The sequence below is a fragment of the Embleya sp. NPDC008237 genome, from assembly GCF_042956465.1.
Taxonomy (GTDB): domain Bacteria; phylum Actinomycetota; class Actinomycetes; order Streptomycetales; family Streptomycetaceae; genus Embleya.
In genome coordinates this window covers 148,226-165,471 of sequence record NZ_JBIBGL010000008.1, presented here as the reverse complement: position 1 = coordinate 165,471, position 17,246 = coordinate 148,226, and the positions used below count along the sequence as shown (strand labels likewise).

Below are 17,246 nucleotides of genomic sequence, written 5' to 3'. Positions count from 1 at the left end.
GCCGGCATCACATAGGCAGTGCGTATTCATCGGCCCCGTCGGTCCCTACGATGCGAGCCATGACGGAGGCTACTGTCGATGGCGGCACGTCTACCGGGTCCACCTTCGCGAGCCAGTTCCCGCAGCCCACGCGGGAACAATGGCAGCGCCTCGTGGCCGGCGTGCTCCGCAAATCGAAGGTGCTGGGCGAGAACGACGCGCCCGAGCGCCCCGAAGACCTGCTCGCGACCACTACCTACGACGGCATCAAGCTGTCCCCGCTGTACACGGAGGCGGCCGCCCGGCCGGGCGTACCCGGGCTGAGCCCGTTCGTCCGGGGCTCGCGCGCGGCCGGACACGCCGCGGACGGTTGGGACGTGCGCCAGTTGCACGCCGACCGCGATCCGGCCCGGGCCAACGAGAGCGTGCTCGCCGATCTGGAGAACGGGGTCACCTCGGTCTTCCTGCAGGTGGGTGACGGCGCGTTGGCGCCGGACGACCTGGCCCGCGCGCTCGACGGGGTGCTGCTCGACCTGGCGCCGGTGGCCCTGACCACCGGCGCCGACTTCGTCGCGGCCGGCGACGCACTGCTCGCGGTGTTCCGGGCGAGCGGCGTCGCCCCCGGCGAACTGCGCGGCAATACGGGCGCCGACCCGATCTCGCACCACGCGCGCACCGGGGCGGGCGCCGACCCGGCCGCCGCCGCCGAACTCGCGGCCCGGGTGCACGCGCAGTTCCCGGCTCTGCAGGCGATCGCCGTGGACGGGCAGCCGTACCACGAGGCGGGCGGCTCGGAAGGCCAGGAACTGGGCGCCGCCACCGCGGCCGGCGTCGCGTACCTGCGCGCGCTGACCGATGCCGGACTCGACGTGGACACCGCACTGGGCCTGCTCGAATTCCGCTTCGCGGCCACCGCCGAACAGTTCCCGACCATCGCCAAGCTGCGCGCGGCCCGCCGGTTGTGGGCCCGGGTGGCGCAGGCGTCCGGCGCCTCGGCGGCGGCCGGTGCCCAGCGCCAGCACGCGCTGACCTCGTGGGCGATGACCACCCGGCGCGACCCCTGGGTCAACATGCTGCGCACCACGGTCGCCTCCTTCGCGGCCGGCGTCGGCGGCGCCGACGCGATCACCGTGCGCGCCTTCGACGCCGCGATCGGCCTGTCCGACCCGTTCTCCCGGCGGATCGCCCGCAACACGCAGGCACTGCTCCTGGAGGAGTCGCACCTCGCGCAGGTGATCGACCCGGCCGGCGGCTCGTGGTTCGTCGAACAGCTCACCGACGACCTCGCGCGCACCGGCTGGGCGTTCTTCCAGGAGATCGAGCGGCGCGGCGGGATCGTCGCGGTGCTCGACTCGGGCTGGCTGGCCGGGCAACTGGCCGAGGTGCGGGCCAGGCGGGACAAGGACATCGCCGATCGCACCGACCCGATCACCGGCGTCAGCGAGTTCCCCAACCTGACCGAGGCGCCCGTCGTGCGCGAACCCGCGCCCGACGTCCCGGTCTCCGCGGCCGGGCTGCCCCGGGTGCGCTACGCCGAGCCGTACGAGTCGCTGCGCGACCGCTCGGACGCACTGCTCGCCGCCTCCGGCGCGCGTCCGAGTGTGTTCCTGGCCACGTTGGGCCCGCTCGCGCAGTACACCGCGCGGGCCGGCTTCGCCGGCAACCTGTTCGCCGCCGGTGGCATCGCCGCCGTCGAAGCGGGCATCACCGCGGTGGACGAGGGTGCGGTCGAGCAGATCCTGGAGCGGTGGACGGCGGCCGGCCGGCCGGCGACCGTCGTGCTCGCCTCCTCGGAGAAGGTGTACGCGACCCTGGCGGCACCGGTCGCCGCGGCACTGCGCGCGGCCGGCGCCCGCCGGATCCTGCTCGCGGGCCAAAAGGCGCACGGAGCCGACCTGGACGGGTACGTGTACACCGGGTGCGACGCGCTCGCCGTCCTGCACGCCACGTACGAGACCCTGGCGGAATCCCCGGAGGGGGCGAAATGAGCATTCCCGACTTCACCCAGGTCGAGCTCGACGCGCCCGCGTCCGGTGACCTCGACGCGTGGCGGGACGCCGTGCGCGAGGAGACCGGCAAGGACGCGGACGCGCTGACCCACGACACTCCCGAGGGCATCCCGCTCAAGGCGCTGTACACCGAGGAGGACCTGGAGGGGCTCGACTTCCTGGGCACCTACCCGGGCATCACGCCGTTCCTGCGCGGTCCGTACCCGACGATGTACGTCAACCAGCCGTGGACGATCCGCCAGTACGCGGGCTTCTCCACCGCGGAGGAGTCGAACGCCTTCTACCGGCGCAACCTGGCGGCCGGCCAGAAGGGCCTGTCGATCGCGTTCGACCTGGCCACGCACCGCGGCTACGACTCGGACCACCCGCGGGTGACCGGCGACGTGGGCATGGCGGGTGTCGCGATCGACTCGATCTACGACATGCGCCAGCTCTTCGACGGCATCCCGCTGGACCGGATGTCGGTCTCGATGACGATGAACGGCGCGGTGCTGCCCGTGCTCGCGCTCTACATCGTCGCGGCGGAGGAGCAGGGGGTGGCACCGGAACACCTGACGGGGACGATCCAGAACGACGTCCTCAAGGAGTTCATGGTCCGCAACACCTACATCTATCCGCCCAAGCCCTCGATGTCGATCATCTCCGACATCTTCGCGTACACATCGCAGAAGATGCCGAAGTTCAACTCGATCTCGATCTCCGGCTACCACATCCAGGAGGCCGGGGCCACGGCCGACCTGGAGCTGGCGTACACGCTCGCGGACGGCATCGAGTACCTGCGTGCCGGGGTCGCGGCGGGCCTGGACATCGACGCCTTCGCGCCGCGCCTGTCGTTCTTCTGGGCGATCGGGATGAACTTTTTCATGGAGGTCGCCAAGCTGCGCGCCGCGCGCCTGCTGTGGGCCGACATCGTGAAGTCGTTCGGCGCGAAGAACCCCAAGTCCTTCTCGCTGCGCACGCACTCGCAGACCTCGGGCTGGTCGCTGACCGCGCAGGACGTGTTCAACAACGTGGTGCGCACCTGCCTGGAGGCGATGGCCTCGACCCAGGGGCACACCCAGTCGCTGCACACCAACGCGCTGGACGAGGCGCTCGCGCTGCCGACCGACTTCTCCGCCCGGATCGCGCGCAACACCCAGCTGCTGCTTCAGCAGGAGTCCGGCACGTGCGACGTGATCGACCCGTGGGGTGGTTCGGCCTACATCGAGCGGCTCACCCACGACCTCGCGGTGCGCGCCCGCGAGCACATCGCCGAAGCCGAGCGGGCCGGCGGCATGGCGTCGGCGATCGCCGAGGGTCTGCCCAAGCTGCGGATCGAGGAGGCGGCGGCGCGGACCCAGGCCCGGATCGACTCGGGCCGGCAGTCGGTGATCGGCGTGAACAAGTACCTGGTCGCCAGCGACGAGGCGATCGACGTGCTCAAGATCGACAACAAGGCGGTCCGCGAGGGCCAGTTGGACAAGCTGCGCAGGTTGCGCGAGGAACGCGACGACGACGCGGTGCGCCGTGCGTTGGCCGCGTTGTCCGGCGCGGCGCAGGCCGACGTCGAGGGCACCCGGCCGCGCGATCTCGAACACAACCTGCTCGCGCTCGCCGTGGACGCCGCGCGGGCCAAGGCCACCGTCGGCGAGATCTCCGACGCGCTGGAGTCGGCGTACGGGCGCCACCAGGCGCAGATCCGCACGCTGACCGGCGTCTACCGGGAAGAGGTGGGCATGTCGCCGAACGTGGAGACGGCCCGCTCGCTGGTCGCCCGGTTCGAGGAAGCGGAGGGTCGCCGGCCGCGCATCCTGGTGGCCAAGATGGGCCAGGACGGCCACGACCGGGGGCAGAAGGTGATCGCCACCGCCTTTGCCGACCTCGGCTTCGACGTGGACGTGGGCGCGCTGTTCCAGACGCCGGGCGAGGTGGCCCGACAGGCGGTCGAGGCGGACGTGCACGTGGTCGGCGTGTCCTCGCTCGCGGCCGGTCACCTCACCCTGGTCCCGGCGCTGCGTCAGGAGCTCGCCGCGCTGGACGCCGGGGAGATCATGGTCGTGGTCGGCGGGGTGATCCCGCCCGCCGACGTGCAGCCGCTGCTCGACATGGGCGCCACGGCGGTCTTCCCGCCCGGCACGGTGATCGCGGATGCCGCGGTGGACCTGCTCAAGGGCCTGTACAAGCAGTTGGACCACGAGCTGCCGGTCGACTGATGGCACGCGTGATCGACGTCGGCGCGTACGCCGAGGGCGTGCTCGCGGGCAACCGGACGATCCTGGCCCGGGCGGTCACGCTGGTCGAGTCCACCCGGGCCGACCACCGCGACCTCGCGCAGGAGCTGCTGGTCAAGCTGTTGCCGCACGCCGGCGGTGCCCACCGGGTGGGCATCACCGGCGTGCCCGGTGTGGGCAAGTCCACCTTCATCGAGACGCTGGGCACCCGGCTGACCGGCGAGGGGCACCGGGTGGCGGTGCTCGCGGTGGACCCGTCCTCCTCCCGGCACGGCGGCAGCATTCTGGGCGACAAGACCCGGATGGGTCGGCTCGCCGTGGACGACAACGCGTTCGTCCGCCCCTCGCCGACCGCGGGCACGCTGGGCGGCGTGGCGCGGGCGACCCGCGAGTCGATCGTGTTGATGGAGGCGGCCGGCCACGACGTGGTGCTCGTGGAGACGGTCGGCGTGGGTCAGTCCGAGACCACCGTGGCGAACATGGTCGACTGCTTCCTGTTCCTGACCCTAGCGCGCACCGGCGACCAGCTCCAGGGCATCAAGAAGGGCGTCCTGGAGCTGGCCGACGTGGTCGCGGTGAACAAGGCGGACGGCGAGTACGCGCTCGCCGCCCGCCGGGCGGCCCGCGAACTGGCGGGCGCGCTGCGGCTGATGCGCCGGGCCGGGGAGTCTTGGACGACGCCGGTGCTGACCTGCTCCGGCCTGTCCGGGGAGGGCCTGGACGAGGTCTGGGACACCATCCTCAAGCATCGGCGGACCCTGGAGGCGACCGGCGAGTTGGCCGAACTCCGGCGTCGACAGCAGGTCGACTGGACGTGGGCGACGGTGCACGACTCGCTGCTGGCCGAGTTGCGCGGGCACCCCGCGGTGCGGGCTATCGTGCCCGACCTCGAACGCGACGTCCGGGACGGCAGTCTCACCGCGACGCTCGCCGCGTCTCGCATTCTGGACGCGTTCCATGGGCGGCAAGGGGAGTCCTGATCAATCGGACGCTTGGTTGATACGGGGCCGAGCGAGCGGAAGTCGTCCATTGCGGGAACGAGCGCACAGTCATACCCCTACCGGCCGTAGCGCATGCGCCGGCGGGGGGCTTTTTTCTCACCCGAACGGGGGTAATTCGCTCCCTACCACGTCGCGAAGACCGATGCAACGTACTCTTGCGTGGGTGAGCGAATCCCTCCACGCCCAGGCCGCCGCCAAAGCCGCGGCTTTCGCCGACGAGCTGGTCGCCTTTCGGCGCGACCTGCACATGCACCCAGAGCTGGGTCGGGAGGAGTTCCGTACCACCGGGCTCATCCGGGAACGGCTGGTGCGTGCGGGTCTGCGCCCGCGGCTACTGCCCGGGACGGGTCTGGTGTGCGACATCAGACCCGAGCGGGCGTCGCCCGGCGGCCGGGTCGCCGGCGACGACCTGATCGCGTTCCGCGGCGACATCGACGCACTGCCGGTGGACGACGTCAAGGACGTGTCCTACCGCTCGACCGTGCCCGGTCGCGCGCATGCCTGCGGCCACGACGTGCACACCTCGATCGTGCTGGGCACGGCTCTGGTGCTGGCCGAATTCGCGCGCGAGGGGCTGTTGTCGCGGCCGGTCCGGCTGATCTTCCAGCCCGCCGAGGAGAAGTTGCCCGGCGGCGCGCTGGACGTGATCAAGGCCGGCGGGCTGACCGGCGTCGGCGAGATCCACGCGATCCACTGCGATCCCAAGGTCGAGGTCGGCCGGGTCGGCCTGCGCGCCGGCGCGATCACCTCGGCCTGCGACCGGGTGGTGATCACGCTGACCGGCGCGGGCGGCCACACCGCCCGGCCGCACCGCACCACCGATCTGGTCACCGCGCTGGCCAAGGTCGCCTCGGAACTGCCCTCGGCGTTCTCCCGGCGGATCGACCCGCGCTCGGGCGCCAGCCTGGTGTGGGGGCGGATCCAGTCCGGCTCCGCGCCGAACGTGATTCCGCAGTACGGCGAGCTGGAGGGCACACTGCGCTGCCTGGACCTGGAGGCGTGGCGGCAGGCCCCGGATCTGATGCACGAATTGGTGGACGCGATCGCCTCGACCTACGGCGCCAAGTGGGAGCTCGAGCACCACCGCGGCGTTCCGCCCGTGGTCAACGACCCGGACGCGGTCGCCGGGATGCGCGCGGTCGCGACCGACGTGCTGGGCGCGAGTGCGGTCGAGAGCACCGAGCAGAGCCTGGGCGGCGAGGACTTCTCGTGGTTCCTGGACCAGGTCCCCGGCGAGCTCACCCGGCTCGGCGTGCGACCCGTCGGACACCCCGTATACGACTTGCACCAGGGGCAGTTCGACGTCGACGAGCGGTCGATCGGAATCGGCGTCGAGCTGTTCGTCGGGCTGGCGCTGCGGCCCTCTCGCTGACCCCGGTCGGGCCCGGTGCGTGCCGTGCGGGTGGGGACGCCGAGATGGGACGTATGCGGAACTGTTAACCATCGCGACCCCGGTCCCCGTTCCTCACACGTTCGTGAGTCTGTAATGTTCCGACCCGGTGCCGTTCGATCTCGTGCGGCACCGGGTCTTTTCCGTCTTGTCATGTTGCGGACTGCCCGGTTCCGCGCCGACCCGTCTCGGCTCCGGCTACTCGGCCGGGCTAACGGGGCGTGTTGCGGTGGCGATTCACGGTTTTTGTCGCTCATATTCTTTTACTAGGTATGCTCTCCGACGGCTAGCAGGTCTACGCGCGTTTACCAGGGAACCAAGCGCGTCAGAGTCTGCATCTGGGAGCAGCGCCCGAAGGGGCGCTCATCGGAAGGAGACACCCGTGCGCCGGGTATCCAAGGTGACCGCAGCTGCGGTCGGCGTCACTCTCGCCCTTACTGCCACCGCCGCGTGCGGTAGCAAGCCCAAGGACGACGACAAGAAGTCGGATTCGGGCAGCAGTGCCACACCGGGCGGCTCGCAGGCCGCCAAGATCGACTTCAAGGCCTGCATGGTGACGGACACCGGCGGCATCGACGACCGCTCCTTCAACGCCTCCTCGTGGGCGGGTCTGCAGCAGGCCAAGTCGGAGCTCGGCGTCGACGTGAAGTACATCACCTCGAAGACCGAGAACGACTACGTTCCGAACCTCAACAGCCTCGTGAACGACAAGTGCGGTCTGATCATCGCGGTCGGCGGCCTGATGGCCGACGCGACCAAGGCCGCCGCGTCGGCGCACAAGGACCAGAAGTTCGCGATCGTCGACTCCTCCAGCATCGAGCCGAACGTGCAGGGCCTGCAGTTCAACACGGCCGAGGCGGGCTTCCTCGGCGGCTACCTCGCCGCGGGCTACTCCAAGAGCGGCAAGGTCGCCACCTTCGGCGCGCTGCCCATCCCGCCGGTCACCGTGTTCATGGACGGCTACGTCCAGGGCGTCAAGTACTACAACCAGACCAAGGGCAAGAACGTCCAGGTCATCGGTTGGGACGACGTCAAGGGCGACGGCTCGCTCGCGGGCAAGTTCGACTCGCCGGCCGACGGTGAGCGGATCGCCAACGACTTCATCGCCCAGGGCGCCGACGTGATCATGCCGGTCGCCGGTCAGACCGGTCTCGGTGCGGCCTCCGCGGTGCAGAAGAGCGGCGGCAAGGCCAGCGTCATCTGGGTCGACCAGGACGGCTACGAGAGCGCCGCGCAGTACAAGACGGTGTTCCTGTCCACGGTGACCAAGGACATCAAGGCCCAGGTGTTCAACGCGGTCAAGGCCGCGGCGAACAACCAGTTCACCACCAAGTCCACGATCGGCACGCTGGCCAACAACGGGGTCGGCCTGGCGCCGTTCCACGACTTCGACTCGAAGGTCCCCGCCGACCTGAAGTCCGAGCTGACCGCGGTCAAGGCCGACATCGTCAGCGGCAAGATCAAGATCACCTCGAAGAACCAGCCGAAGAGCTGACCCACCCGATCGGGCGCCGTGGAAGCAGATTCCACGGCGCCCGTGTCCGTACCGCCCGGGCCCCGCGGGGACCCGGGTCGAACCCGTAGCGGCCCCTTGCGGGGGGCGTAGCCGAGGAGGTCTCCGCGTTGAAGCTCGAACTGCGCGGAATCACGAAACGGTTCGGGTCGCTGGTCGCCAACGACCACATCGACCTGACCGTCGAGCCGGGGGAGATCCACTGCCTTCTCGGTGAGAACGGTGCCGGCAAGTCGACTCTGATGAACGTGCTCTACGGGCTCTACGAGCCCAGCGAGGGCGAGATCGTCGTCGACGGCACCCCCCGCAAATTCCGGACCGCCGGTGACGCGATCGACGCGGGCATCGGCATGGTCCACCAACACTTCATGCTGGTCCCGGTCTTCACCGTCGCCGAGAACGTCATGCTCGGGCACGAGGAGACCAAGCCGCTGGGCTGGCTGGACCGCCGTCGGGCCCGCAAGAAGGTGCTCGACCTCGTGGACGAGTACGGCCTCAAGGTCGACCCGGACATGCTGGTCGAGGACCTCCCCGTCGGTCTGCAACAGCGGGTGGAGATCCTCAAGGCGCTGGTGCGCGACGCCAAGGTGCTGATCCTGGACGAGCCCACCGCGGTGCTCACTCCGCAGGAGACCGAGGAACTGTTCCGGGTGATGCGCGCGCTGCGCGCCTCCGGCCACTCCATCGTGTTCATCACGCACAAGCTCAAAGAGGTCAAGGCCGTCGCCGACCGGATCACCGTGATCCGGCGCGGCAAGGTGGTCGGCACGGCGGACCCGGCCTCCTCGGAGAAGGAGCTCGCGTCGCTGATGGTCGGCCGGCCGGTCAAGCTGGTGGTCGACAAGAACGAGGCGCAGCCGGGCGAGGTCCGCCTGGCGATCGAGGACCTGACCGTGCTCGACGGCAACGGCCAGGCCGTGGTGGACCGGGTCGACCTGCACCTGCGCGAGGGCGAGATCCTGGGCATCGCGGGTGTGGACGGCAACGGCCAGAGCGAGCTGACCCAGGCCATCCTGGGCCTGCGCACGCCGGCCGCCGGAAAGATCAGCCTGGACGGACAGGACCTCGCGGGTCGGACCCCGCGGCAGATCCTCACCTCCGGCGTGGGCTTCGTGCCCGAGGACCGCCAACACGACGGCATCGTCGGCGACTTCACGGTGGCCGAGAACCTGGTCCTGGACATGGTCACGCAGGCGCCGTTCGGGCGGCGCGGGTCGATCGACCCGGGGGCGGTGCGCGACAATGCGCGGCAGCGGGTGGAGGAATTCGACATCCGCACGCAGACCATCGAGTCGCCGGCCGGCACGCTGTCCGGCGGCAATCAGCAAAAGGTCGTCGTGGCGCGCGAACTCTCGCGCCCGCTGCGGCTGTTCATCGCCTCACAGCCCACCCGAGGGGTGGACGTGGGCGCGATGGAGTTCATCCACAAGCGGATCGTGGCCGAGCGCGACGTCGGCACCCCGGTGATCATCGTGTCCACCGAACTGGACGAGGTGGTCGCGCTGGCCGACCGGATCGCGGTGATGTACCGGGGCCGGATCGTGGACATCGTGCCGCCCACCACGTCCCGGGGCGACCTGGGTCTGCTGATGGCCGGCGTGCTCCCGGGCAAGGACCCGGCCGAGGCGAAGCCGGCCGCCGGGCCGGACGCGGCGAGGACCGTGACCGGGACGACGGCCGAGACCACGACCATCGACAGCGACGCAACCCCGGGGGAGGAGGACCCAGCGTGACCGAGGACAACAAGAGCACGCCCGGTGAGCCGAGCGAGGCGAAGCCGGCGCCGACCAGGACGACCGCGGCCGGGGCGAGCGCCTCGGAGCCGCACAAGCCCTCGCTCGGCCGAGCCATGCTCGACGCGATCATCACCGGCAACTCGGCCGTGGTCACCTTCCTGGCGATCGTGCTCGCGCTGGTGGTCGGCGGCATCCTGATGATCCTCGCGGACCAGGATGTGCTCGACGAGTACAAGTACTTCTTCGCGGCCCCGGGCGAGGCGCTCTCCAGCTCCTGGACGCTGGTCTCGGACGCCTACACGGCGATGTTCAAGGGTTCGATCGTGAACCCGGACAGCTTCTCCGAAGGTTCGATCGAGGACATCTTCCGGCCGATCTCGGAGACCATCACCCAGGCCACGCCGCTGATCTTCGGCGGTCTCGCGGTCTCGATCGCGTTCCGCACCGGGCTGTTCAACATCGGTGCGCAGGGCCAGATCATCGCCGGCGCGGTATTCGCGTCGTGGATAGGGTTCGTCGTCGATCTGCCGCCGGTGATCCACCTGGTGTTCGTGATCCTGGCCGGTGTGATCGGCGGCGGTCTGTACGCGGGCATCGCCGGTGTCCTCAAGGCCCGCTACGGCGCGCACGAGGTGATCGTGACGATCATGCTCAACCACATCGCGGTGCTCATGCTCGGCTGGTTGTTGACCACCGACACCTTCCGCCGCAGCGGCCAGGCGCAGCCGATCGGCAAGGACGCGCACGACAACGCGGTGTTGCCGAACCTGTTCGGCGACAACCTGCGGATCCACTTCGGCATCATCCTGGCGCTGCTGGCGGCCGGGATCTACTGGTGGCTGCTCAACCGCTCCACGCTCGGTTTCGAGCTGCGCGCGGTGGGCTCCAACCCGGCCGCGGCCCGTACGGCGGGCATGAGCGTGGCCCGGGCGCAGATCCTGGCCATGGTGATCGCCGGTGCGATGGCCGGCCTCGCCGGTGTCTCGCAGGTGATGAGCTCGACCAACCCGGCGCACACGCTGACCCCGAGCATCGACGCCGGCATCGGCTTCGACGCGATCACCGTGGCGTTGCTCGGCCGGACCAAGCCGCTGGGCACGGTGCTGGCCGCACTGCTGTTCGGTGCGCTGCGCGCGGGCGGTTCGGTGATGCAGGCGTCCGCGAACGTGTCGGTCGACATCGTCATCGTCATCCAGGCCGTGATCGTGCTGTTCGTCGCGGCGCCGCCGCTGGTGCGCTCGATCTTCCGGCTGCGCGGTGCCCGCAAGGGTGCCGAGGGCGGGCCGTTGGCCGCCAAGGAGACCGTGGGGGTCCAGGCATGAGCGAGCGGAACCCTGAAGGAGGCACGCAGGTGGCGGACACCGTGATCGCCCCCGACGTGGAGGCCCCGGTGAACCCCACCGGCGAGGCCGCCGACGTGGTGCGGGCCGCGGCCCGCAAGAAGGCCCTGATCACGGGCATCGGCTTCGTCCTGGTCGGGCTGTACGCGCTGTGGGCGTTCGGCCTCGGCACCGACAGCGGCGTCGACGCGGTCTTCGGCATGAACGTGCCCAACCGGGACACCACCGAGGTCGGCGACCTGTCGCTGCCCGCGCGGGCCGTGGCGATCGCGATGTCCGTGCTGTGCATGGTCGCGGGCGGGCTGCGGATCGTGCTGGACCGGTCGCGTCTGGCGATCCGGCTGAGCATCGCGCTGTTCCTGATCGCGTTCGTGATCGCCTTCCTGGTGTGGGCGGTCGCGGGCAAGCAGATGTCCTTCGCGGGCGCCCTGCAGAACACCGTGCTGGCCGCCGTGCCGCTCGTGCTCGGCGCGCTCGCGGGCGTGATCGGCGAGCGCTCCGGCGTGGTCAACATCGCCATCGACGGTCAGTTCCTGTTCGGCGCGTTCGCCGCCGCGCTCACCGGCTCGGTCACCGGGTCGTTGTGGGCGGGGCTGGCCGCGGGCGCGGTCGCGGGTGCGCTGATCGGCGGGCTGCTCGCGGTCTTCGCGGTGCGCTACCTGGTCGAGCAGGTCGTCCTGGGTGTGGTGATCAACCTGCTGGTCACCGGCATCACCGGCTTCCTGTACACGCAGCTGTTGCAGAAGGACCCCGAGGCGTACAACAACCCGGGCGTGTTCGAGAACATCCGGATCCCGGGTTTCGCGGACATCCCGGTGATCGGCCCGGTGCTGTTCGACGTGAACATCATCGTGTACCTGATGTACGCGCTGATCGTGGTCGTGCACCTCGGCCTGTTCCACACCCGCTGGGGCCTGCGCGCCCGGGCGGTGGGCGAGCACCCGACGGCGGCGGACACGGTCGGCATCAAGGTCAACGCGACCCGCTACCGCAACGTGATCATGGCGGGCGCGATCGCCGGCATCGGCGGTGCGTTCCTGACCATCGGCACGGTGGGCACCTTCTCGAAGGACATGACCTCGGGCGCGGGCTACATCGCGCTCGCGGCGGTCATCTTCGGGCGCTGGCGTCCGCTGGGCGCGGTGGCCGCGGCGCTGCTGTTCGGCTTCACCAGTGCGCTGGCCACGTCGCTGCAGCCGCTGAACACCTCGATCCCGAGCCAGTTCCTGCAGATGATGCCGTACGTCGTGACGATCTTCGCGGTGGCCGGTCTGGTCGGCAAGGTGCGCGCTCCGGCCGCGGCCAACAAGCCCTACACGAAGGGCTGACGGGGTGTCGGAGATCGATTGGCCCGCGCTGCGGGATGCGGCGACGGCGGCGATGCGGGGGGCGTACGCGCCGTACTCGAAGTATCCGGTCGGCGCCTCGGCTCTGGTGGACGACGGTCGGATCGTGTCCGGGTGCAACGTGGAGAACGCGTCGTACGGCCTCACGCTGTGCGCGGAGTGCGGCCTGGTGTCCGCACTGCACGCGAGCGGAGGTGGCCGGCTCGTGGCGTTTTGCTGCGTGGACCACGAGGGTGCGGTACTGATGCCGTGTGGGCGCTGCCGACAACTGCTGTGGGAGCACGGCGGCGCCGAGATGTTGCTGGAAACCAAGCACGGGATACGGCCGTTGCGGGAGATCCTGCCGGACGCCTTCGGGCCCGAGGATCTTCGCTAGTGCCACGCCCGGCACCAGGGGGTGTTCTCGCATCCCGCGTCGGGTGCTTGGTGGGATGGAAGACGGTGCCCTGATCCACCGGACAGGGCCCGACAATTGCTCGTGACCCGAACAGGTCGCCACGGCGGCCAAGAGAGAACGGACAGCATGGACGCGATTTCGATCATCCGTACGAAGCGGGACCGCGGTGAACTGACGGCGGCTCAGATCGACTGGGTGGTCGACGCGTACACGCGCGGCGTGGTCGCGGACGAACAGATGTCCGCGCTCGCGATGGCCATCCTGCTCAACGGCATGACCGCGACGGAGATCAACCGCTGGACCGACGCGATGATAGCTTCGGGCGAGCGGATGGACTTCTCGACGCTGTCCCGGCCGACCGCGGACAAGCACTCGACCGGTGGCGTCGGCGACAAGATCACCCTGCCGCTGGCGCCGCTGGTCGCCGCGTGCGGTGTGGCCGTCCCGCAGTTGTCCGGCCGCGGCCTGGGGCACACCGGCGGCACGCTGGACAAGCTGGAGGCCATTCCCGGGTGGCAAGCGGCGCTGTCCAACGACGCGATGATGCGGGTGCTGGAGGACGTCGGCGCGGTGATCTGCGCGGCGGGCGACGGCCTCGCGCCGGCGGACAAGAAGTTGTACGCACTGCGCGATGTGACCGGCACGGTCGAGGCGATACCGCTGATCGCCAGCTCGATCATGAGCAAGAAGATCGCCGAGGGCACCGGCGCGCTGGTGCTCGACGTCAAGGTCGGCTCCGGCGCGTTCATGAAGGACCTGGCGAACGCGCGCGAACTGGCCCGCACCATGGTCCGGTTGGGTGTGGACCACGGGGTCAAGACGGTCGCGCTGCTGACCGACATGTCCACGCCGCTGGGGCTGACGGCGGGCAACGCGCTGGAGGTCCGCGAGTCGGTCGAGGTGCTCGCGGGCGGCGGCCCGGCGGACGTGGTCGAGCTGACCGTCGCACTGGCGCGCGAGATGCTCGCGGCGGCCGGGCAGACCCGGATCGACCCGGCGGACGCGCTGCGCGACGGCTCCGCGATGGACGTGTGGCGCCGGATGATCCAGGCCCAGGGCGGCGACCCGGACGCGAAGCTGCCGGTGGCGCGCGAGACCCAGGTGGTCACGGCGTCCCTGTCCGGCGTGCTGACCCGCGTGGACGCGTACGCGGTCGGCGTCTCGGCCTGGCGCCTGGGCGCGGGCCGGGCCCGCAAGGAGGAGCAGGTCCAGGCCGGCGCGGGCGTCGAACTGCACGCCAAGCCGGGCGACACGGTCACCGCCGGGCAGCCGCTGATGACCCTGCACACCGACACCCCGGAGCGGTTCGACTACGCGAGTGAGATCCTCGCCGACGCGGTCACCATCGCCCCGGCCGGCACCTCCTTCGAGCCCACCCCGATCCTGATCGACCGGATCGGCCCGACGGCCTGAACGCCCGACCCACACCCACAGGCCCTCGACTCCCACCCGGGAGTCGAGGGCCTGTGGGTGTGCCCGGCGGTCGGCCCATCTCCCGGGGTACGGGCCGAACACGGTGCCCGTGGGGTGACGTGCCGGATCGAAGTCACGGTCGCGGCACGCCGTAGCGGCCGTGGAACACGTTGCGCTCCAGCGGCCGCCGGCCGGGATGGCGCCGTTCCTCGGCCGGCCGGCCGACGGCGACGATCAGCGCGATCGCCAGGTCGTCGCGGTCCCCGATACCGATCGCGTGTTTGACCAGAGCCTCGTCCCAGCCGTTCATCGGCGACGTGGCCAGGCCCAGTTCGCCGGCCGCGAGCATGACGTACGTCGCGGCGATCATCGCGTCCTTGACCGCGTACTCGCGCAACATCCCGCGCGCGGCCAGGCCCTGCTGGAACTCCTGTGCCGCCGCCGCGAACATGGTGACGAACGCGTCGTTCCAGGCCCCGTTGCGGCGCGCCTGCTCGTACACGTCGGCGTGTTCGTCGCGCCAGGCCTGCGGCTCGGCGACGAAGACCAGCAACACCGGCGCCTCCCGGGTCTGCGGCTGACCGCCGGTCGCCTCGATCAGGCCGGCGCGGCCCACGTCGTCGGTGACCACCACGATCGAGCGGTCCTGGAGGTTCCAGCTCGTGGGGGCCTCGACGGCGAGTTCGAGCAGAGTCCGCAGGGCATCGGCCGGGATCGGCTCGGGGCGGTAGTGGCGGACGGTGCGGCGGGTGCGGATGGCCTCGGCGACCGAGGCGGTGCGGATCCAAGTGTCGTTGCTCATGCCGCAATTCTGGGAGAGTCACTCTCCAACGGGAAGTAGGCACTAATTGGTGCGCTACTCTCCTTGCATGGTGACCATCGTCGAGTCGGTCGGCCTTCCCGCCGACGTCTACAGCGCCAAGTGCCCCACGCGTCAGGTCCTGGACCACATCGCCGGCAAGTGGACGGTGCTGATCGTGGACGCGCTGCGGGACGGCACGATGCGGTACACGGACCTGAGTCGTCGGATCGAGGGAGTGTCGCAGAAGATGCTCACCCAGACCCTGCGCGCTCTGGAGGCGGACGGCTTCGTGTCGCGCACCGTGACCCCGACCATCCCGCCTCGGGTGGACTACGAACTCACCGAACTCGGTCGCAGCCTGGGCGAGCCGATCCGCGCGCTGCGCGAGTGGACCGAGACGCACATCAACGAGATCGAGCGGGCCAGGATCGCCGCCGCCGAGCGCACGTCGGAGTTGGGCTACTGACCGGGCACCGCCCGGTGGCCCCGGTCCCGGCGATCCGCGGGCCCGAGGGCGGCCCGGCACCCGTCACAGGACCCGCCACATCAGTGCGGTGATCAGCACGGCCGAGGCCAGGATCACGAGGAGGCAGCCGAGCAGCGCGCAGCCGGCGCGCACGGTGTGCGGGCGGTAGACCCGGCCGAAGTCGTCGCGATCGCCCGGGCGCGGCCCCGGAGCCGGGTCGTGCTGCTCGTCCATGGGCCCAGCATGCCAAGGCCGGCCGGGATCCCGATCGGGACCCGGGCCGGCCTCGGCGCGCGACTCAGGCGGTCGAGCGCACGTGTGCCCGGGGGTGCCGCCGGATCGGTGCGGGCGCCGGCGCGCCCGTCATCCGGCCGCTGAGACCGTGGGCCACCGCGCCCGCCGCGGCCATCAGCACCAGTACGAGCAGCACGGCGCCCGCCCAGCCCCGGCCGTGGAAGGCGACGCCGCCGACCGGCCCGCCGACGCTCGCGCCGAGGTAGTAGGCCGCCAGGTACAGCGCGGACGCCTGCGCGCGGCCCTCGGTGACCCGCAGGCCGACCGCCGAACTGGCCGCCGAGTGGCCCGCGAAGAAGCCCGCCGTGAGCACGATCAGGCCGACCACGACCAGGGCCAGATTGTCCGGCAGGGTCAGCAGCGCGCCCGCGGCGGTGATCGCCGCCGCGGCCCACAACGTGGCGCGGTGCCCGAGCCTGCCGACCAGCCGGCCCGAGGCGGCCGAACTGAACGTGCCCGCCAGGTAGATCACGAAGATCGCGCCGACCACCGTCTGCGGCAGCCCGAACGGCTCGGCGAGCAGCCGGTAGCCGAGGTAGTTGTAGACCGTGCCGAACGCCGCCATGAACACCATGCCGAGCAGGTACAACCGGCGCAACACCGGATCCGCGAGGTGCGAGCGCAGCACGCCGGTGAGTTGCCGGGCGGTCATGGCCGAGGGGGTGAAGTTGCGCGACGGCGGCAGCAGCACCCGGAAGGCGACTGCCGACCCGAGCGCCAACAGGCCGACCGCCACCAGGGCGACCCGCCATCCGCCCAGATCCGAGGCCAGGCCGGTGACCAACCGGCCGCCCATGCCGCCGATGCTGTTGCCCGCCACGTACAGCCCCATCGCCGAGCCCAGCGAGGGCCCGTCGACCTCCTCGGCAAGGTAGGCCATCGCGGTCGCGGGCAGCCCGGCCAGCGCGACGCCCTGCACCGTGCGCAGCACCACGAGGGTGCCGAAGTCCGGGGCGAAGGCGGCCAGTACGCCCAGCAGGGCGGCGCTGAACACGGAGATCGTCATCACCCGCGAGCGGCCCCACCGCTCGGACAACATGCTCACCGGGATCACCGCCAGGGCCAGTGCGCCGGTGGTCACCGAGACCGAGAGGCTGGCGGTGGCGGGGGACAGGTGGAACCCGTCGGACAACTCCGGCAGCAGCGTCTGCGTCGCGTAGAGCATCGCGAAGGTCGAACAGCCCGCGGCGAACAGCGCCAGATTCACCCGGCGATACGCGCGCGAACCACGCACGTGCCGCAGTGGCGGAGCAGCGGTCGGGTCGGTGCTTGGGGCGGGGTCCGATGAGCTGTTCGAGGCGGGCATGGATACGAAACTAGGCCCGGTTTTTTCATGCGTCCAATGCATGT

At 70.7% G+C, this 17,246-nt stretch carries 14 protein-coding genes; 11 read left to right on the top strand and 3 right to left on the bottom strand.

From position 1 onward, the window contains the following. Positions 1-59 precede the first annotated feature (59 nt). The 10 genes from ACFZBU_RS21820 (at position 60) to ACFZBU_RS21775 (ending at position 14,334) form a co-directional block, all read left to right on the top strand. Complete coding sequence (locus tag ACFZBU_RS21820; RefSeq protein WP_391585290.1) at positions 60-1,967, top strand: methylmalonyl-CoA mutase subunit beta; 1,908 nt, start codon at positions 60-62, stop codon at positions 1,965-1,967. Next, positions 1,964-4,180 (top strand): methylmalonyl-CoA mutase, encoded by a 2,217-nt coding sequence (gene scpA / locus ACFZBU_RS21815; protein ID WP_391585289.1) that lies wholly within the window; start codon positions 1,964-1,966, stop codon positions 4,178-4,180. Before ACFZBU_RS21820 ends, scpA begins: the two co-directional genes overlap by 4 nt. Continuing rightward, complete coding sequence (gene meaB / locus ACFZBU_RS21810) at positions 4,180-5,178, top strand: methylmalonyl Co-A mutase-associated GTPase MeaB (protein ID WP_391585288.1); 999 nt, start codon at positions 4,180-4,182, stop codon at positions 5,176-5,178. Before scpA ends, meaB begins: the two co-directional genes overlap by 1 nt. Positions 5,179-5,341: 163 nt before the next feature. Then, entirely contained in the window at positions 5,342-6,571 is a 1,230-nt protein-coding gene (locus ACFZBU_RS21805; RefSeq protein ID WP_391585287.1) for an amidohydrolase, read from the top strand. A 400-nt stretch (positions 6,572-6,971) separates the two neighbouring features. Then, positions 6,972-8,084: a BMP family protein gene (locus ACFZBU_RS21800; RefSeq protein WP_391585286.1), complete on the top strand. Its 1,113-nt coding sequence runs from the start codon at positions 6,972-6,974 to the stop codon at positions 8,082-8,084. A 128-nt stretch (positions 8,085-8,212) separates the two neighbouring features. Beyond that, positions 8,213-9,835 (top strand): ABC transporter ATP-binding protein, encoded by a 1,623-nt coding sequence (locus ACFZBU_RS21795; RefSeq protein ID WP_391585285.1) that lies wholly within the window; start codon positions 8,213-8,215, stop codon positions 9,833-9,835. Beyond that, on the top strand, positions 9,832-11,160 hold the full coding sequence (locus ACFZBU_RS21790; protein WP_391585284.1) for an ABC transporter permease: 1,329 nt from the start codon (positions 9,832-9,834) through the stop codon (positions 11,158-11,160). Before ACFZBU_RS21795 ends, ACFZBU_RS21790 begins: the two co-directional genes overlap by 4 nt. Before the next feature lie 29 nt (positions 11,161-11,189). Continuing rightward, a complete protein-coding gene (locus tag ACFZBU_RS21785) occupies positions 11,190-12,506 on the top strand; it encodes an ABC transporter permease (protein WP_391585283.1) in 1,317 nt (438 codons plus the stop codon). Between the two features lie 4 nt (positions 12,507-12,510). After that, complete coding sequence (locus tag ACFZBU_RS21780; RefSeq protein WP_391585282.1) at positions 12,511-12,900, top strand: cytidine deaminase; 390 nt, start codon at positions 12,511-12,513, stop codon at positions 12,898-12,900. 147 nt (positions 12,901-13,047) lie between these two features. Next, positions 13,048-14,334: a thymidine phosphorylase gene (locus ACFZBU_RS21775; RefSeq protein ID WP_391585281.1), complete on the top strand. Its 1,287-nt coding sequence runs from the start codon at positions 13,048-13,050 to the stop codon at positions 14,332-14,334. 133 nt (positions 14,335-14,467) lie between these two features. Here the strand turns inward: ACFZBU_RS21775 and ACFZBU_RS21770 are convergent, their stop codons facing one another. Further along, complete coding sequence (locus tag ACFZBU_RS21770; protein ID WP_391585280.1) at positions 14,468-15,136, bottom strand: nitroreductase family protein; 669 nt, start codon at positions 15,134-15,136, stop codon at positions 14,468-14,470. Positions 15,137-15,203: 67 nt separating this feature from the next. Here ACFZBU_RS21770 and ACFZBU_RS21765 point away from each other — a divergent pair, with 67 nt between their 5' ends. Then, positions 15,204-15,602 carry a winged helix-turn-helix transcriptional regulator gene (locus tag ACFZBU_RS21765; protein WP_391585279.1) on the top strand — a complete coding sequence of 133 codons (399 nt, stop codon included), beginning with the start codon at positions 15,204-15,206 and terminating at the stop codon, positions 15,600-15,602. A 63-nt stretch (positions 15,603-15,665) separates the two neighbouring features. Here the strand turns inward: ACFZBU_RS21765 and ACFZBU_RS21760 are convergent, their stop codons facing one another. Both ACFZBU_RS21760 and ACFZBU_RS21755 read right to left on the bottom strand, forming a co-directional pair. After that, a complete protein-coding gene (locus ACFZBU_RS21760) occupies positions 15,666-15,836 on the bottom strand; it encodes a hypothetical protein (protein WP_391585278.1) in 171 nt (56 codons plus the stop codon). 64 nt (positions 15,837-15,900) lie between these two features. Continuing rightward, on the bottom strand, positions 15,901-17,202 hold the full coding sequence (locus ACFZBU_RS21755; protein ID WP_391585277.1) for an MFS transporter: 1,302 nt from the start codon (positions 17,200-17,202) through the stop codon (positions 15,901-15,903). Positions 17,203-17,246 lie beyond the last annotated feature (44 nt).

Bases quoted from the DNA above. Each gene is read 5' to 3' on its own strand.
- scpA (WP_391585289.1), top strand. From the start codon at position 1,964: ATGAGCATTCCCGACTTCACCCAGGTCGAGCTCGACGCGCCCGCGTCC.
- ACFZBU_RS21805 (WP_391585287.1), top strand. From the start codon at position 5,342: ATGCAACGTACTCTTGCGTGGGTGAGCGAATCCCTCCACGCCCAGGCC.
- ACFZBU_RS21760 (WP_391585278.1), bottom strand. From the start codon at position 15,836: ATGGACGAGCAGCACGACCCGGCTCCGGGGCCGCGCCCGGGCGATCGC.
- ACFZBU_RS21770 (WP_391585280.1), bottom strand. From the start codon at position 15,136: ATGAGCAACGACACTTGGATCCGCACCGCCTCGGTCGCCGAGGCCATC.
- ACFZBU_RS21765 (WP_391585279.1), top strand. From the start codon at position 15,204: ATGGTGACCATCGTCGAGTCGGTCGGCCTTCCCGCCGACGTCTACAGC.
- ACFZBU_RS21820 (WP_391585290.1), top strand. From the start codon at position 60: ATGACGGAGGCTACTGTCGATGGCGGCACGTCTACCGGGTCCACCTTC.
- ACFZBU_RS21755 (WP_391585277.1), bottom strand. From the start codon at position 17,202: ATGCCCGCCTCGAACAGCTCATCGGACCCCGCCCCAAGCACCGACCCG.
- meaB (WP_391585288.1), top strand. From the start codon at position 4,180: ATGGCACGCGTGATCGACGTCGGCGCGTACGCCGAGGGCGTGCTCGCG.
- ACFZBU_RS21775 (WP_391585281.1), top strand. From the start codon at position 13,048: ATGGACGCGATTTCGATCATCCGTACGAAGCGGGACCGCGGTGAACTG.